Below are 17,729 nucleotides of genomic sequence, written 5' to 3'. Positions count from 1 at the left end.
CAATACCATTGGATTACGCAATCGAAATTATATTGGAATTAATATATAAGTATACACGAATCACTAGCCAATAAGGTCTTATGCTACAAAAACGATCAAGTTTTTTTCTACAATTTGGTATTCTATTAAATTTAATTACATGTAATTTTTGTTTTGCACAAAGACACAAATACGATAATAGACGAATAGATAGTGCAACATTTGTTGAAACTAGAACAATATTAAGCCAGTTAAGCACGGATCAATATGAGAAAAGGATATTCACCAATGAGTTCGTTACAATACCTTACCGGCTTCTCTTACCAAAAAAATTCAATTCAAAAAGAAAATATCCTGTTGTCATTACATTTCATAATTCATCTAGAATGGGTAGTGACAATGAAAACCAATTAGAGCATTTGGCAAGAACCTGGATTAGAGAAGATATTTATACAAGGTTCAACTGTTTCGTTGTTGCCCCACAGTTTGAAAAGCGTTCATCAATCTACGAATTGAATAAGAATGGTATACTTGAGGCAAGACCTTCAAGAGATGCACGGCAAATTTTAGAATTGATAGAAAATATTGAAGACGAGTTTAAAAATATCGATAAAAATCGAATTTATCTCGTCGGTTATTCTATGGGAGCGTCAACAGCACAAAACCTCATGAGCCTGGCCCCAGAAAAATTCGCAGCAATGATTTCTATCGCCGCTGTACCAGATCTATCTAATATCAACACACTTGTTCATAAAAACATTTGGCTTATCCATGGTGAAAAAGATATAGAGAATTCTTATATTGGAAGCGAAGTTTTGTACAAAAAGCTGCACGGAAATCGTAAACTCAATTTCACAACTTTTAAAAATTTACAGCATAATAATATTGTCATTCCGTTTCTACTAACGGACGAGCTCCAAAAATGGTTATTCACTAAGCATAATTAACTTAATTGGACTAGTACCGAGTCTTCAGGGCAATAGGTTGTAATTCCTCATTCGGTATCTGAGGAACATATACGGTCTGTCCTCCCCTTTCGTCGATCAACAAGGCCAATAAACTACTGATGTCGTCGATCGTGTCCAATCCTATAGGGCTGTCTACTATAGCTATATCCCGATCCGAAAGAATCTTTACGGCCTGATGGAAGCTTTCTTGAACCACTAAGATATCCCCGCGGCCATCTTGGCAGGCGCGATAGATTTCTTGAAGATCAGTGATCACTAAGCCCTTGCCCACAGCTGCTTCCAATTCTTTAAAGTAGTCCTCATTTTTTCGTACAAGCTCCTGTTTCATAAAATTCCAAGCACGGCTCTCCAACTGATGTGTTTCAATGTTGTTATAATCAATAGGCAGGTATCCGTAATAGACCGAGGGGCGATCTGCAACCTGTAAGAGCTTGCTATAGTTATCTTCTGTACAGAAAACGAGCGTGCCAATCCTCTCTTCACCAATAAATCGTAAAAGCGCTTTATCAACCCGATTAAGATATTCCCTGAGAAGATCATCAAGATGTTTGGCATCACTGCTCTTATCCGGAAATGTGTTATGGAATTGATTTTCGGGAATCGGGAACTCTTCGCTACTGATATCCTCAACAATACGACCATTGGTGGCTCGAAAAAGGTGGACACCGCTTTGCGAAAGGAGCATCACAAGATAACTGGTTTGACGGCCAATCTCCTTCACCAACGGGCGTACTGCAAATGTATTGCTGATATGGACTCCTTCTTGGTTTGTCTCCCAAGAGGACTTGAAAACTTCACTGATGGTATCAGAAACGAAAATATGAAGACTTTCAAGATTATAATTGATATCGAGCTCTTGATCTATTTTTTCCAATTTTTCGATCAGACCAGCAATATCTTTCTGATCATGTTTATCCAACAACCTATCAATCGCTTCTCTTTTAAAATTTTTGATTTTTATGCGGTCACTGAGATTATCAGGATGTGTGCGATGGGTATTGACAGAGATGGTGACACATAATTTATCCTGAACCCGAATAAGGGTTTGCAAAAGTTGTTTTTCGAACATTATCATAAAGAAATCCGTTAAGAAATAAATACAGTTATATGAAACAACAATTGCAGGAAGCTTCTTGTTTGAATAAAATTGAAGTGAAACAGTTTCCGAGAACTTATTTTCAAAAAACAATACATCCCCTTGACAGTTATGCTAGGTAAAAAAGCATCTACATGAAAAATATTTTTATCGCGGAGTGACAGGTTGTGTCGATCTCCAACACTCCTGTAGATACGATAAAACTGCTATTGAAGAAGTTGATTTTGATATTCTGATTGACTTTACCACAGCGTTTATCGCAAAGCAAAATGTCCTCTTTCGAGGAATAAAAGCTAGACAATTGAAGCCTAGCTTTTATTTATAGTCGTCGAAACAGTTAATTTAAGCGATAAACTTTGAGCTGTTTTTGCAGCTTTTTACGTACCATGTGAATTCTGGTCTTTATAGTGCCTTCTGGCATATTAAAATAGGAAGCGATTTCATGGTATTTATAACCATCTAAAAATAGACGGAAAATTTCATAATTTTCGGGCGTAAGACTGGTCATCGCTTTTTCGATGTCTTCGGCCATAAACTTATTGATCCCTTTATTGAGTTCAGACGTGTTGGTACTTTCTAAGGCAATATAATTATCCTGAATTTCCGTCACGCGCTTGGCTTTTCTATACTTATTAATATACGTATGCTTCATAATCACATATAGCCAGCTCATTAACTTCGGATGCTGCACAAAGTTGTCTATGGACTTCAATGCCCTTATCCAGGTTTCTTGGATCAAATCTTCCTTTTCATCCGGATCAGCTGTAAATTTAGCAGCAAAATGATTAAGCAAACTTCTTTTTTCGTTGATGAGTACATTTAAATTGTAGTTGTTCATAACTTATCCTCTTTCTTTTTTCAACTGATTGTTTAAAATGGTTTTACATGAACAGAGGTAACAAGAAGGATGCTAGATTTGAAGTTCCATTTGCGCCAAAAAATAAATAGCAGCGTTGAGGGTAGAAATACGTTTTCCTATTTTATAAAGCTAATTAAGCAAAGTTTAATAGCTTTTTGACATTTATTTTAAATAATGATCAAAAAATAAGCAACTAATAAAAAAAGATAATAAGGTATTTATTTACTGCTGAAATGTTAGAAATACGTTTATTCTGCGTTTTAGCAATTTATACTCAGATGAACATTGTATACAGTTGTTGAGAAAACTGAACATCCTATTGATCGAAATACGATATCAAAGCAAACTATCACTCTTCGAAAGCTGTTCTAAATAAAAAAATCAAATTATGGGAAATCTATTGTACATCATCGCCGTTATATTGGTCATCATTTGGGCGATAAGCTTTTTTGGAGGTTACGCTACGGGAAATATCATCCACGTGTTATTGGTCATTGCCATTATTGTCGTTTTATTACGTGTCATTCGTGGTGCTGCTTAAACTGAACTCAAAAGATGAAACAAAGCCGAACGTAAACTACGTTCGGCTTTGTTTGTTTTAAAGATTTACAGACTCGCTATTCAATCCATAGCAAAAAGAATAGTGTGATATTGTCGCTAAGTTTATGTTCTTCATTTGTAGCTGAGGTAAGAATAATACCTTGACATTTTAATTAAGCTTTTCAAAACATCTAATGAGCGCAAACGTTTCGGTTCCCAGTTTTGTTCAAATTAAAAAGGAACGCCAGGAAGCATTTTTGCCGATCCCATTTAACGCTTTTTACGATATAAACTGAACCACTATGACACAAAACTCAGAAATCATGATTCATGCCGCCCGACTGGGCAATCTCGAAGTCTTACGTGAATTGATCAATCAGAATACCGATGTAAATACACGGGATGGCAAAGGCTATACCCCATTGATCATTGCCTGTTATAACAATAAGCTGGCTGCAGCCCAATTACTATTGGAAGCTGGTGCCGATGTAAATGCACAGGATAACGGTGGAAACACAGCCCTGATGGGTGTTGCTTTTAAAGGTTATCATGATATTGCCAAATTATTAATCGGTTATGGCGCAAATTTAAACCTGCAACATGGGAACGGTGGCACCGCGCTGATGTTTGCAGCCATGTTTGGCAGAAATGAAGTACTTAAGCTTCTACTTGACAATGGTGCAAATACCAGGCTACTCGATACCCGTGGCTTGTCGGTGTTAGACCTCGCCGCGCAACAGGGAAATGATACCGCACTCACACTGCTACAGCATTAGTATTTATTTAAATAGGATGGTCCACAAATATGCCCCAAATAGTATAAAACTTTTTGGGGCATATTTCTACATTGGATATTATTTAGATACTACGCAGGCACTTTGCGCGATTTTTCCCGCTCCCAAAACCGGTGTTGGGCAATTGCTTTAATGAATTTATCCACTAAGGACTTCGGATCCTGATCAACTATAATTCCGTCATCAAGCACAGTCTCCGCTGAAAACTCTTGGTATACCTTGCTAAAAAAATAGGTCGCTTCCAAAACCGGACTTGCCTCGACATCTGCGGCAATTGCTTTACAGTGTTTGAACGCTTCATTTAGAAAATGGACAGCATCGGCATTGGACTGCAGTGTAGCTACGCTATCCTTTCCTCCGGGTATATATATGGCGTCATACAGCACCGATGCTCCCGTTAAAAAGCTTTCTTCAACAGGGATCTTCTTGTTGTCCGTGCCCGTAACCTCCCCGAGCTTAGGTGCAATAACATGGACAATTCCACCCGCAGCCCGGATCGCATCTGCCACGGCCTGAAATGATTTCGTATCTACTCCATCGGCAGCAAGCACGGCGATCTTTCGACTCTTGATCGTATCTTTTATCGTATTTTGCATACTTAAAGCCGCCGATTTTTTTAATTGCTCCTTGACTTGAATAGGCTCATAATCGGAAGGATCGGCATCTGCTGGGATGCTTTTATTAATCGGCTTTTCAACTTCTTTTTGCACCTGTAATCCCAAGGCAAACGCAACTTCAGCTGCCAGCCCCTGATCGACCAGCGACAGTATACCGATCATGCGCTGCCTTACCGAAACGGCCTTCACTTTACCCAGCTCAAAACTGAACGCATCTACAAGATGATTTTTTTCCGGCTCAGACTGACTATTATAAAACAGCCTTGCTTGACTAAAATGGTCGCGGAAACTATCGCTCCTAGCCCGCACTTTTCTGGCATCAATACGCTCTTGATAGCTTTTAAAACCACCATCTGCCTCGCCTACCTGCGCAGGATCATTATTCCCCAATGAATTTGGTCCATAGCTCGTCTTACCTCGATCAATCCTTTGCCGCATAAATCCGTCACGCTGATTGTTGTGCGAAGGACAGATGGGCCTATTAATCGGAATTTCATGAAAATTAGGTCCACCTAAACGAATAAGTTGGGTATCTGTGTAAGAGAACAATCGCCCTTGCAACAACGGATCATTTGTAAAATCAATTCCTGGCACAATATTGCCAATATGAAAGGCAACCTGCTCCGTTTCGGCAAAGAAATTATCGGGATTTCGATTTAAAGTCATTTTTCCAATAGGCTGAACAGGCACCAACTCCTCAGGAACAATCTTCGTTGAATCTAGCAGGTCGAAGTCATACTTAAATTCGTCAGATTCGGGAATGACCTGTATGCCGAGTTCCCATTCTGGAAATGCACCGTTTTCAATGGCGTCCCAGAGATCCCTTCGATGAAAATCGGGGTCTTTACCGGATATATTTTGAGCTTCATCCCATGCGACTGAATGAACTCCAAGCAGTGGTTTCCAATGAAACTTAACAAAGTGCGATTCGCCATTGGAATTGATCAACCGAAAAGTATGAACACCAAATCCCTCCATCATGCGGTAGCTTCGCGGTATTGCTCGATCACTCATCAGCCACATGATCATGTGTGTCGACTCAGGCATTAAAGAAATGAAGTCCCAAAATGTATCATGGGCAGAAGCCGCCTGTGGAATTTCATTGTCGGGTTCGGGCTTGACAGCGTGAACAAGATCGGGGAACTTCATTGCATCCTGAATAAAGAATACAGGCATATTATTACCCACCAGATCGAAATTACCTTCTTGTGTATAAAATTTGACAGCAAAACCACGAACGTCGCGGGCAAGATCCGTCGACCCCCTCGAACCAGCAACCGTAGAGAAACGCACAAACACTGGGGTTTCAGTTTCGATATCATTAAGAAAACCCGCTTTTGTCCATTCAGCTAAAGGCTTGTATAATTTGAATACGCCATGCGCGCCCGAACCTCTTGCGTGTACAACACGTTCGGGAATGCGCTCGTGGTCAAAATGTGTGATCTTTTCTCGGAGAATAAAATCTTCCAAAAGCGTAGCGCCCCGATCTCCAGCACGCAGCGAATTTTGGTCATCATTGATCTTGACTCCCTGATCAGTGGTCATTTGCTGTCCTGTGGCGTCCGCCGTATGTGGTCTTAGGGCGTTGACCTTTTTATTTTCCACTGGATCAACTTGTTCAGTCTTCAATTCTTTTTTTTTCATTATAATCGATTTTTGGGTTTAAACATCGTTTGTCGTATAAACTTTGAAGAAAATTCAGCTATAACTTTTGCATATCCATCTGGACGGGCAATATTCACCATTTCATATAGGAACTTTTCCAATCGACTAATCGTTTGTTTTAATTCTAAAAGTGTTCTTAAATTTTCTCTCCAAGAAGATCGGATGGCCCATTAATAAGGGAAAGTATAGACTGGATGAACCTTGTTTAAAGTAGGTACGGCGGATAGCAACTCTACCGCTGTTAAAGGTTGCTGCTACGTTCAAACAAAAAAAGGAGCTTTAGGGCTCCTTTTTTTGTTTATCGAATTTTTATATGTCTATCAGACTTTAAATGTTATACAAAAAGTTGTACCTATATTAAGCTCGCTATCGACGGTGACTTTTGCCTCGAGACGATCTACGAGGCGTTTTACAATAGAGAGCCCAATTCCCGAACCTTCAAATCCCTGCGAGTTCGGCAAGCGTTTAAAAATATCGAATATATTACTATCATCCTTAATATCCATTCCGATACCATTGTCTTTAATATAGTAGTTAACGAAATGTCCCTGCTTTTCACTATATACCTCGACTCTCGGGCGATCTTTTTTACTGCTATATTTTATGGCATTGCTGATCAGATTTAAGAACAACTGGTATAACAGTGTTCTTTCCCCTAAAATCGGCAAAGTTTCTCCCAAAACAAACTCAAGATGGGCGCTTTCAAACTGCTGCTTACAGCTTTCGAGAATGTTAAGAATTTTATTCCGTGGATCGATCAGTTCCGTTTTGAAGGCAACATAATTCGATTGCGTTAGCTGATACACCTTGTCCATCATTTCAGTGATCAGCGCGGTAGCATCCATAATATTTAGTGCCATTTTGCGTAACATATCCTTCGGAAGATCATCTTTCATCAACATCATCTGGGCAGCAAGCTTTATCGATGAAAGTGGATTTTTAAGATCATGGGTTAATGTATAGCCAAATGTATCCAAGGCATTGTTGGACCTGACAAGTTCTTTATTGAGCTGAGCAATCTCTCCGCCGCGCTGGGCAATAGCTTGTTGGGTTATTTGTGCGACTTTCTCCATAAAAGAAAGCTCGGCACGTTTCCACTGGATAGACTTGCCTTTCATCTTTTCACGCCAAGCTTCAAAAGATGTCCGTGGAGATGGAAATTCAACTTTCTTTTCAGGATCGTAATGATATATTTTTTCGGGTTTTCCAGCCCATACATCTTCGTAAACATGTTCTCTGCGGAATAAATAGATGTGCCATTTATTGCTGGGAAGGATATTTATCCGCAAAATGCCAGGCAATATAACCGGTTGCGGGGGGGCACTGTCACCATAGACAAAGTTTGATGTAAAAAATAAATCATTTTGCCCTTCTTCTTCTATAAAGCGATCGATCTCACGCAACTGCAATTCAGTGGGTACATCGCCCCAACTTTTAGAACCTCGGTCGTGCTTGATCATTAGTCCATCTGCGCCCGCAATTTCTAGAATTTGTGGTGCAAAGCGTTCAAGCACAATTCCAATATCGCTATTAACTAATAACTCAGACTTCAGATCACGTTCCATAACACCCATAATGGTTTGTGCTACCAGGTTTTCTTTTTGATGTTCTGAAAGATAGTAGTTTATAGCGTATTGCGTTAAAAAAGCGCATAAATGACGTTGGGCGAGATCAACATTCAAAGGCTCGCTATTCTGGCACGCCACCAAGCCCCAAAGTTTTCCTTCGATAACGATAGAAAAACTGGCACTGGCCCGTGCTCCTGCGTTTTTAAGATATTGTAAATGTACTGGAGATAATGCTCTGAGGCTACAGCGTGTCAAGTCTACCTCAGCAGCCTCCAAACCCTGTATAGCAATAGTCGGACCATCAACATCAGCTACGTGGCGCGCAAGAAACTTCACATAGAGTTCTCGTGCTTGTGCCGGAATATCAAATTCCGGATACCGGTACCCCATCAATGGGGTCATTCCATCTGCGATGGACTCTGCAATGACCTGTCCGCTATTGTCCTCCTCGAAACGGTATACCATAACTCGGTCAAAACCAATAATCTGACGGATCAGTACAGTCAATGATTGCCAAGCATTGCCATGACGTTCTTCAAGGTACTTCGCATAATAAAATAATCGCGTCGCTTTTAAATGATTTTCATTACAGATTTCTATTTCAAGGTATGTCCGCTCGTCGTACTGGTAAATACTCAGGTAATAGTCTACATTTTTAATGCGGATACGCTCCACAAAACGTGTAAAGATCTCTCCTCTAATTTGCGTTTCAATCTCTTTAAGATTCAACTCCTTTTCGGACGATAGCAATGGTAATAGCTGAGCAATAGAGCGTCCGAGGATTTCCTTCATGGGAATATCAAGAACGATAGTTAAGTTTTCACTTGCGGCAATACATCCGCTCTCATCAAAAATACAAAGGAAACCGAAAGACTGGATCTTACCGCATAGGTGGATTTTCTCTTCGTGACACTCCAGTTGACGCATAGTTTGCTAGTTTTTAATCATTTAATTCGCTAATAATAGGAAATTCTCGAAAGAGATAATTTGCCATACATTATAAATCTAGCACCCCTCTTCAAACATGTCATATCTTAGGCTAAGATAAAAAAAAATTGCGACGAATAACAGATCAAACGTTTGTTTAAAATTTATTCTGAATAGCTGATCGTTCAAACCACTGGTATTCAAAACCATAAGCAATTGTTCCTTTTAAAAATAAAAAAGCTAGGTTGGAAAGGACCTAGCTTTTAAAACTTTCTTCACGACTGGACAAGCCGTATTTAAATAAGGAACAATACTTTTAACGAAGTTGTTTGAATAATTTGTTTTTATCTTTTAATAGCTTTCATTCCTGAAGATCAACTCACTTAAATCTTTCCAAAACGATCTATTTCGAAGTGTAAGCATACCCTGACCATGGTAATAAGGAACAGTCCTGCACTGCAACAGCGTCAGTCTCTGCCAAAAGGTCGGCGTCCGGTACACTGGTATCAAATGACAAGGTCCATTGCACAGCTGCTGGTAGATTGACATGTTGTAAATGAGCTGAAAAGTTCATCAGGATAATCATTTGCCTCTCCTTTTGTTCCACATAGATACTAAGTACCTTCTTATCACAGAGGCACTCAGTCCTGATATCACTTCGTTGCATATTTTTTAACAACGGATTGCTTTTCCGAAATGCGATCAACGATTTATAATAGGACAACTGTTGCTGATATGGTTGCCTGTTCAATTCGTCCCAATCCAACACAGCTTGCCTAAATATTGTTTCATCCTGTGGATCGGGAACCTCGTGATCTGTGAGAAAATCTTCAAACTCCCGCTTGCGGCCCTCCCGCACCAGCTCTACCAGCTCTGGATCACTGTGACTGATAAAATACGGAAAAGGTCGCACTGTCCCCCATTCTTCGCCCATAAATAGTAGCGGAAGATAGGGCGACATGAATACAGCAAAAGTCATAAGACGTGTTATTTCTCTGGCGTAAAGCGAGGCCGCACGATCACCCAGCATCCTATTGCCGACCTGATCATGATTCTGACTGAAAACAATGAAGCGATCGCCCGGAATACCCGCCGTATCTGTTCCAAAAAATTTCTCGCGATGGAAAGAATAGTTCCCATCAAAAACATAGGCCTTCTCGTAGGCTTTTGCCAGATCTTCCACGCCATTAAACTCCCGATAATAGCCCTTTTTTGGTTCGCCTACGGCTACGCGTAAGGCATGGTGAAACTCATCTAGCCACTGCGCATCCATCGCAAAACCATTTTTTGCCAAGGGGTCTAAAAATCTTCTGTCGTTAAGATCGCACTCAACAAAGAGATATCGATTTTTCCCTGTTTTAGCGATCACATTATCCGTTTCCGCACGGATTTCCTGAAGGATGTGAATTGGACTGAAATCCTTGATCGCATGTACTGCATCCATGCGCAGCGCATCAATGTGAAAGTCTTCAAACCACATCCGTACATTGTTGACTACCAAATCCCGCTGTCCGTGACAGAAACGGTCGTCATAATTGAGTGCATCGCCCCAGGGCGTTCGATATTTCTCAGTGAAATAAGGACCATACTGCGCAAAATAGTTTCCTTCGGGGCCCACATGATTATAGACCACATCGAGAATTACAGCTATACCAGCCTCATGACAGGCATTAACTAGCCGTTGCAATTCGGAAGCGCCACCATAAGAATGCTGTACCGCGAATGGAAATACGCCATCATAACCCCAATTTCTCTCTCCGGGAAATTGAGCGATCGGCATGATTTCGATAGCAGTTATTCCCAAATTTTTCAGATAAGGAATCTTTTTGATAACTCCATCAAAGTCATGGGACGACGAGAATGTACCGACATGAAGCTCATAGATGATAAAATCTGATTGTTGCGGCGGCTGATAGTCTTGATCGGTCCATGAAAAAGCGAGGTCTACAGCTTGAGACGGTCCATGAACACCTTCCGGTTGTGAACGAGAAAGCGGATCAGGAAATTCGTTGTCGTCTACCCGTATTCTATACAAATCGCCCGCACGGATTAGATCACTTTCGGCATACCAATAACCGTAGGCTTGCTGCTCTAGCGGTATTTCGACACCCATATTATAAAGCATGCAATAGACATTCTTTGCATTTGGCGCCCATACGCGAATCTCCCATAGCGCACCATTGTATTGAACTCCTAATTGTCTAATTCCTGTTTTGCTCATAATCCAGTGGTCGCTCTATTGTGATTGAAATAAAAGAATCGAGCGCGAGGGAACTAAAACCGTATCCCCAGCTGGAAACTCCCCAAAATCACCTATCCTATCGCTATTCGTATCTATGATCTTATTCCAGGAAGCCCCATAGATTTCACTAGGGAGTTTATAGGCGACATCTTCCCAATGGGCATTAAATAAAAGGTAAAAATTGGCATCCACTATTTTATTACCAGCGGTGTCTACTGATCGAATTCCCTGACCATTGAGAAATACAGCAAGGGAACGGGCATAATCCTCCTGCCAATGATGATCATCCATCTCAGATGCGTCTGGGAGAAACCATACGATATCCTCGACACCCGTACCACGAATGGGTATACCTTGAAACCATTTACGACGGCAGAATACAGGATGTTCACGGCGAAAATGAATTAATTTTTTAGTAAAATCCAATAAAGTTCCATCCACGCTGGTCCAGTCCAGCCAAGAGATCTCATTGTCCTGGCAATACGCATTATTGTTGCCTTGCTGTGTTCTGCCCAGTTCATCGCCAGCGACGAGCATAGGCACACCTTGCGACAGGAACAAGGTCACCAGCATATTTCGTTTTTGTTTTTGTCTTAGGCTATTAACTGTAGCATCCTCTGTAGGTCCTTCGACCCCGCAGTTCCAGGAGCGATTGTGACTTTCACCATCTTGATTATCCTCGCCATTGGCTTCGTTGTGCTTATCGTTATACGATACAAGGTCATGAAGTGTAAATCCATCGTGTGCAGTAATAAAATTAATGCTGGCGGAGGGTGTTCGATTATCTCCCCTATATAAATCGGAGGATCCTGTAAGGCGATTGGCAAATTCAGCAATCATGCTATCTGCCCCGATCCAATAATCTCGGATACAATCACGGTATTTTCCATTCCATTCGGCCCAGCCAGCAGGAAATTCGCCAACTTGGTAGCCCCCTTCTCCGATATCCCAAGGCTCTGCAATGAGTTTGACCTGTGAAATCACCGGATCTTGATGAATAACGTCAAAGAATGAACTTAATTTATCGACCTCGTGTAACTCCCGTGCCAATGCTGATGCCAAATCAAAGCGGAACCCGTCAACATGCATTTCTTCAACCCAATAGCGCAGACTGTCCATAATCAGACGTAATACATTGGGTTGACGTGTATTTAAGGTATTGCCAGTTCCGGTAAAATCCATATAATACCTTTGGTCTTCCGCCAAGCGATAATAAGAAGCGTTATCAATTCCTCTAAAAGACAGTGTTGGCCCCATTTCGTTACCTTCGCCGGTATGGTTGTAGACAACATCGAGGATCACTTCGATACCGGCATCATGTAAGGCCTTGACCATTTTTTTAAATTCCATAACCTGCTCGCCATGTGTACCTGAAGCGGAATAGCGCACATCGGGAGCAAAAAAACCGATGCTATTGTATCCCCAGTAGTTAGTGAGTCCTTTGTCCTTTAAATGACGGTCAGTCAAAAAATGATGGATCGGCAACAATTCGACGGCAGTAATACCCAGTTCTTTCAGGTAATTTATAGCAACAGGATGTGCCAAAGCAGCATAGGTTCCTCTTATTTCTTCGGGAATGTCAGGATGTGTCGCTGTAAAACCTTTTACGTGGGTTTCGTAAATCACACTCTGATGCATCGGTACCCGCGGCGGACTGTCGTTCCCCCAATCAAATTTGTTATCAATAACAACAGCTTTGGGAACAAAAGGAGCGCTGTCTGTTGTATCTAAACTCATATCATCGTCTCCAATAGTGTATGCAAATAGCGCATCATCCCATTGTACAGTACCTGATATTGCTTTTGCATACGGATCAATCAACAATTTATGGGGGTTAAAACGGTGTCCTTGCGATGGATCGTGCGGACCATATACCCGATAGCCGTAGCGTTGTCCTGGCTTAATTCCCGAGAGATAGATATGCCACACTTGGTGCGTCTTCTCGGTTATTTTAAATTTTGTGACTTCCTCCTCATCGGAACTAGTATAGAGGCAAAGTTCAACAGCTTCAGCATGTTCGGAGAAAAGGGCAAAGTTAACCCCTTCCCCATCGTAAGTAGCTCCTAATGGATAAGGGCTTCCGGTATAAATTTTTGTTTCCATCTGTATGTTTAACGGTTGTATAATTTCGTGTAGTAAGCTAATTTCTCCTGGTGGTTTGCTGCAAATGCCCCTTTTTGCATACGCCATACCCAATTGCCAGCTGTGCTGGCGGGACGGTTCATGCGGCAAGATCCATCAAGATTCAGGATATCTTGCATCGCGATAATAACGCTGTCTGCAACGGATGCGTGGAGTGAACGTATGAGGACATCATTTAGATTTGTATTTTCAACGATTTGCCCATAGTAATTATTGATCCTTTCTTTGCCCGCTCCATCGAGATCTTGATTAAACCAAGACAGCGAAGTATTATTGTCGTGGGTGCCCGTATAGGCGACAGTATTGCGGTTATATTGATGCGGGATATGAGGTGAATGGGGCATATCGTTGCCAAAAGCAAATTGTAATACGGCCATTCCCGGAAAATTATATTCATTACGTAGCTGATATACCTTAGCGTCTATGTCACCAAGATCTTCGGCGATAAAAGGCATATGATCCAACGAAGTTTTCACATGATCAAAAAAATCCGATCCAGGCCCTACAACCCAGCTTCCATTTTTTGCGGAAGTTTCTTCATGGGGCACTTCCCAATAGGAAGAAAATGCTCGGAAATGGTCAAGCCGTAACGTATCGAATAGCGTACAGTTATGTGACAAACGTTCCACCCACCATTGATAACCATCTTTTTGAAGTGAGCTCCAATTATAGGTTGGCATACCCCATAATTGACCGTCGGCGTTGAAGTAATCGGGTGGTACCCCCGCAACATGATTTATAGTACCGTCTGCTTTTAATGAAAAGTACTGCGGATTGCCCCACACATCGGCAGAATCATAGGCAACATAAAATGGGATATCGCCTATAAACCTAATCCCATAATCACGCGCATAGTTTCTTAACGCACTCCATTGCCTAAAAAATAGGAACTGAAACCATTTTTCCTGTTGCAATTCATCTGCAAATCGAGTGGCGAAATCTTCCAGCGCTGCGCTATCGCGAAGCTTATAAAGCGCTGGCCATTGATACCATGGACGATCGTCATGTCTATTTTTCAAAACTTTGAAGAGTGCATAATCATCAAGCCAGGAAGATTCGCGGTCTACAAACTCGGAAAATTCTTGCGTAGGCTGCGCTGGAAGACGATGGAATGCCTTTTCAAGGAGCCGATATTTTGAGCTGTTTATTTCCGCGAAATCTATTGTTTGCAAGCCCTTCTTTTTCAAGGTCTTCAATTCATCCTTATTCAGCAAGCCAAATTTTAATAATTCCTTTAAATCGATGAGTAAGGGATTTCCAGCCCTGCTGCTTAAGGTGCTATAAGGCGAATAACATTGTGCTAAGTCTGTAGGCCCCAATGGAAGGATCTGCCACCAGCTTTGGCCTCCACGTTGGAGCTGTTTAACAAAACGGCGAGCTTCATTCCCGAGATCTCCGATCCCATAAGGTGACGGTAATGAGCTTATATGCAACAATACACCGGAACTCCTTTTCTGAGTGGAATCTTTATATTTTAAGATCGCCATGGGAAGATCCTTAAAAATAGCATTGATAGGAATTTCTGTGCCTTCGCCACTGCTATCCATCAAAACATGCTGCCAAGTCACTGAACGATGAGTTAAAAGCTGAACTTTTGTATCGGACCAATCAAATGAACAGGGCACAAATTTTGCGATTTTACCAATAGCGGCAAGATGTAGCGGTAAAATCACCACTAACCACTCATCCCCTGACCTACGTGCGAAAGCCAATATATGTTTCAGATATCGACCAGTCACCTTCAGTGGAATATAGCTGCTATCCGGTGCAAGTGTATGATCGTCCTTTCTCAGTTTCACCAATTCCTTTACCAACCAAAGTTTTATTCTTCCATCGTGTCTATTTCGCCATAAAAATGGAATTCGCTCTTCTTTGGCTGTCTCTTCGATAGTGTCGAGGAGACCTTTATTTAATTCATAAGCTATAGGTCGTCGGTTGTCGGGATCAACAAAGCTATAGTTCCAAAGTTCTGATCCCTGATAGATATCGGGTATACCAGGACAAGTAAACTTTAAAATTTGCTGAATAAGTGAATTCAATATCCCATAATCAGCGACTGCCTCAATAAATTGATAAAAGCTCGTAAAAAAAGGACGGTCTTTGTCCAGCAAAAAAGAAGCGAAGTCCCGAACTGAAGCTTCATAAACTAAATTTGGATTCTCCCAGCTTGAGCGTTCTTTACCTTCGCGAAGGTATTTCACCAAGTAGTCCAAGAAACGTTTTTCAAATGCTGCACATGCCTTCGCATCCTGTTTCTCCATTGGATAAGAGGAGACCAAAGACTGATAGATGAAATATTCATCATTTGGGTGCGGAAGGTCCTTTCGATATTCATTCCAGACCACATCCTGCCAAATGCGCAGTTGTTTTACCCACTTTTGCGCCATAGCAGTTAGGACCAAAAGGCGGCTCCGTGAATCCTCCCCTCGCTTGGTGTCGTGTGTTGAACTGGCGTTGATTGACAGTGGCCAATTTTTTTGCCGATCCTGCATAAATCGGTGAAATTGCTTGATACTAAGCCCTAAATTCTGTGGATGGTCACCCACTTCATTATGTCCAATAAACCGGTTGTAGGTGTACATCAAGGTATCTTCTACCCCTTTTGCCATTACTGGCCCAGTCAATTGCATGCAGCGGAGAAAGAAATCGGCCAAAGCAGTTTGGTTCGGCGATTGATAAGCTACCTGCGCTTGCTGAAACTGATTTCGAAATTGATCGACCAGCTCTTGGTCGAGCTCGGGGTTCTTCATCAACTTTTCAAAAAGTGAAGACACAAGTTCGAAGTTCCTTATTGACAATGGAAAGCAATCATCATAAAGCCGATAGACCGGAAAAAGTGCAATAAAGGACTTTAAAATGTCCTTTAGCGCATCCCGCTTCTCTTGGTCAACAACACCCAGAAGTGATGCTAACGATTTGGCAAGATTGTCGAGCTCTCCCTGCATCTGATCTGTAAGAATCTTACATTTTTTTGCATATTGATCTTTTTTAATTGATAAGCTTTCGCCAGTAACTTTGCGATAATAGTTATTCAATATTTTCTTTCCCGACTGGCAGGAACATACATTATTACAAACTGATAAAAAATCATAGCCCGTTGTTCCCTGTATAGGCCAGTCGACCGGGAGATTCTCTCCTTTCTCCAGTATCTTTTCAGCGACGATATACGTTTTCGGACCGATATATTTTCTCAAATTGTAGAGGTAGGCTGTGGGATTATAAAGTCCATCGATATGATCAATGCGGAGTCCATCAATCAGCCCCTCGTCAACGAGTGTTTTGATTAGCTCATGAGACTGCTTGAATACTTCTTCGTCCTGCACATTTAAACAAATTAGTTCGTTGACCGTAAAAAAACGTCTATAATTTATTCGTTGATGTGTATGCCACCAAGGACAAAGCTCATAATTCTGACTAGTTACCAATTCAAGAATACGATCGGGATCCGCATTAAAGCGTTGCAGCGTAGACGTAAGTATCTCGCCTGAGAGACCTTTAAAGATGTGTATTCGCAACTGCTTCCACTCTTCGTTATCTCCATTGGCTTGAGCGGTATTTATCTGAACCAAAAGGCCGCTAAAATCGGCTTGTGTGTTCCGTAAATAATCGCCCAATATAAAGCCATAGGATTCTGGTGAAATTGGATAAACATTTCCTTGATAAGAAAGTCGAAGACTATCATCGGAAAAAACGACTGTAATTTCATTGTCTGATATTGCTTCATCCAAAGTCTTTGCTAATATAGGTACCATTAATTTTCCCTGCTCAAATAAATTCGAACTATAGCAGGTATCAAAAAAACGGCTAAATGTTGATGACTGTCCAAATTCCAGCAAATCCATGAGCCATTCGTTCGCTGGATGAAATGCCATGTGATTTGGAACGATATCCTGAATCCATTTGATATTGGATTCTCTTAATTGTTTCTTAATAGCCCTGAGCTCGTCGAGTGTACCTAATTCTGGATTTATCTGATGCATATTAACACCGTCATAGCCATGGACACTCCCCGGCGTTGATTGTAAAATAGGTGCAGCATAAATCGTATCTATACCTAGATTAAGCAGGTAAGGAATTATGGCTTTAAAATCAGCAAAGTTAAACGCTTTATGAAATTGAATTCTGTAGGTTGTATTTGGCTTATTAATGGATACATTTCTATTCGTCTGCATAGTGCTGGATTTCATTTTAGTTCAGAACGCCAGCCAGCCATTTTAGTTCAATCGTTTTTCAAAAAAGGGAAGTTGAAATGAGATGGAAGGGGGTTGAAAATAATAAGGCAAAAAAATAATTTAAAATTAAAACGAATCTTTCTGAGCTGCGTTCTACCTG

The 17,729-nt window shown here is 41.2% G+C and carries 10 protein-coding genes; 3 read left to right on the top strand and 7 right to left on the bottom strand.

Annotated elements, in window-relative coordinates:
* Nucleotides 1–80: 80 nt before the first annotated feature.
* Complete coding sequence (locus tag B4Z47_RS21700) at nucleotides 81–926, top strand: alpha/beta hydrolase-fold protein (RefSeq protein ID WP_115048589.1); 846 nt, start codon at nucleotides 81–83, stop codon at nucleotides 924–926.
* Nucleotides 927–936: 10 nt separating this feature from the next.
* Here the strand turns inward: B4Z47_RS21700 and B4Z47_RS21695 are convergent, their stop codons facing one another.
* Together B4Z47_RS21695 and B4Z47_RS21690 are read right to left on the bottom strand one after the other, a co-directional pair.
* Entirely contained in the window at nucleotides 937–2,022 is a 1,086-nt protein-coding gene (locus B4Z47_RS21695; protein WP_139144944.1) for a hypothetical protein, read from the bottom strand.
* A gap of 358 nt (nucleotides 2,023–2,380) precedes the next feature.
* On the bottom strand, nucleotides 2,381–2,881 hold the full coding sequence (locus B4Z47_RS21690; protein WP_046676293.1) for an RNA polymerase sigma factor: 501 nt from the start codon (nucleotides 2,879–2,881) through the stop codon (nucleotides 2,381–2,383).
* A 409-nt stretch (nucleotides 2,882–3,290) separates the two neighbouring features.
* Between B4Z47_RS21690 and B4Z47_RS21685 the strand changes: the two genes are divergently transcribed.
* Together B4Z47_RS21685 and B4Z47_RS21680 are read left to right on the top strand one after the other, a co-directional pair.
* Nucleotides 3,291–3,443: a lmo0937 family membrane protein gene (locus B4Z47_RS21685; RefSeq protein WP_115048587.1), complete on the top strand. Its 153-nt coding sequence runs from the start codon at nucleotides 3,291–3,293 to the stop codon at nucleotides 3,441–3,443.
* Between the two features lie 301 nt (nucleotides 3,444–3,744).
* Nucleotides 3,745–4,218, top strand: a complete 474-nt coding sequence (locus tag B4Z47_RS21680; RefSeq protein WP_070560777.1) for an ankyrin repeat domain-containing protein — start codon at nucleotides 3,745–3,747, stop codon at nucleotides 4,216–4,218.
* A gap of 89 nt (nucleotides 4,219–4,307) precedes the next feature.
* Here the strand turns inward: B4Z47_RS21680 and B4Z47_RS21675 are convergent, their stop codons facing one another.
* The 5 genes from B4Z47_RS21675 to treY form a co-directional block, all read right to left on the bottom strand.
* Nucleotides 4,308–6,497, bottom strand: coding sequence for a catalase (locus B4Z47_RS21675; protein WP_115048585.1), 2,190 nt, complete (start codon nucleotides 6,495–6,497; stop codon nucleotides 4,308–4,310).
* Between the two features lie 341 nt (nucleotides 6,498–6,838).
* A complete protein-coding gene (locus tag B4Z47_RS21670) occupies nucleotides 6,839–9,013 on the bottom strand; it encodes an ATP-binding protein (protein WP_115048583.1) in 2,175 nt (724 codons plus the stop codon).
* A 403-nt stretch (nucleotides 9,014–9,416) separates the two neighbouring features.
* Nucleotides 9,417–11,234 (bottom strand): malto-oligosyltrehalose trehalohydrolase, encoded by a 1,818-nt coding sequence (gene treZ / locus B4Z47_RS21665; RefSeq protein WP_070560782.1) that lies wholly within the window; start codon nucleotides 11,232–11,234, stop codon nucleotides 9,417–9,419.
* Nucleotides 11,235–11,249: 15 nt separating this feature from the next.
* Nucleotides 11,250–13,358 carry a glycogen debranching protein GlgX gene (gene glgX / locus B4Z47_RS21660; protein WP_115048581.1) on the bottom strand — a complete coding sequence of 703 codons (2,109 nt, stop codon included), beginning with the start codon at nucleotides 13,356–13,358 and terminating at the stop codon, nucleotides 11,250–11,252.
* A gap of 8 nt (nucleotides 13,359–13,366) precedes the next feature.
* Entirely contained in the window at nucleotides 13,367–17,569 is a 4,203-nt protein-coding gene (gene treY, locus B4Z47_RS21655) for a malto-oligosyltrehalose synthase (RefSeq protein ID WP_159332935.1), read from the bottom strand.
* Nucleotides 17,570–17,729 lie beyond the last annotated feature (160 nt).

Source organism: Sphingobacterium sp. UBA2610, from assembly GCF_002339225.1.
Lineage (GTDB): Bacteria > Bacteroidota > Bacteroidia > Sphingobacteriales > Sphingobacteriaceae > Sphingobacterium > Sphingobacterium multivorum.
This window is presented reverse-complemented; position numbering and strand designations above follow the sequence as displayed.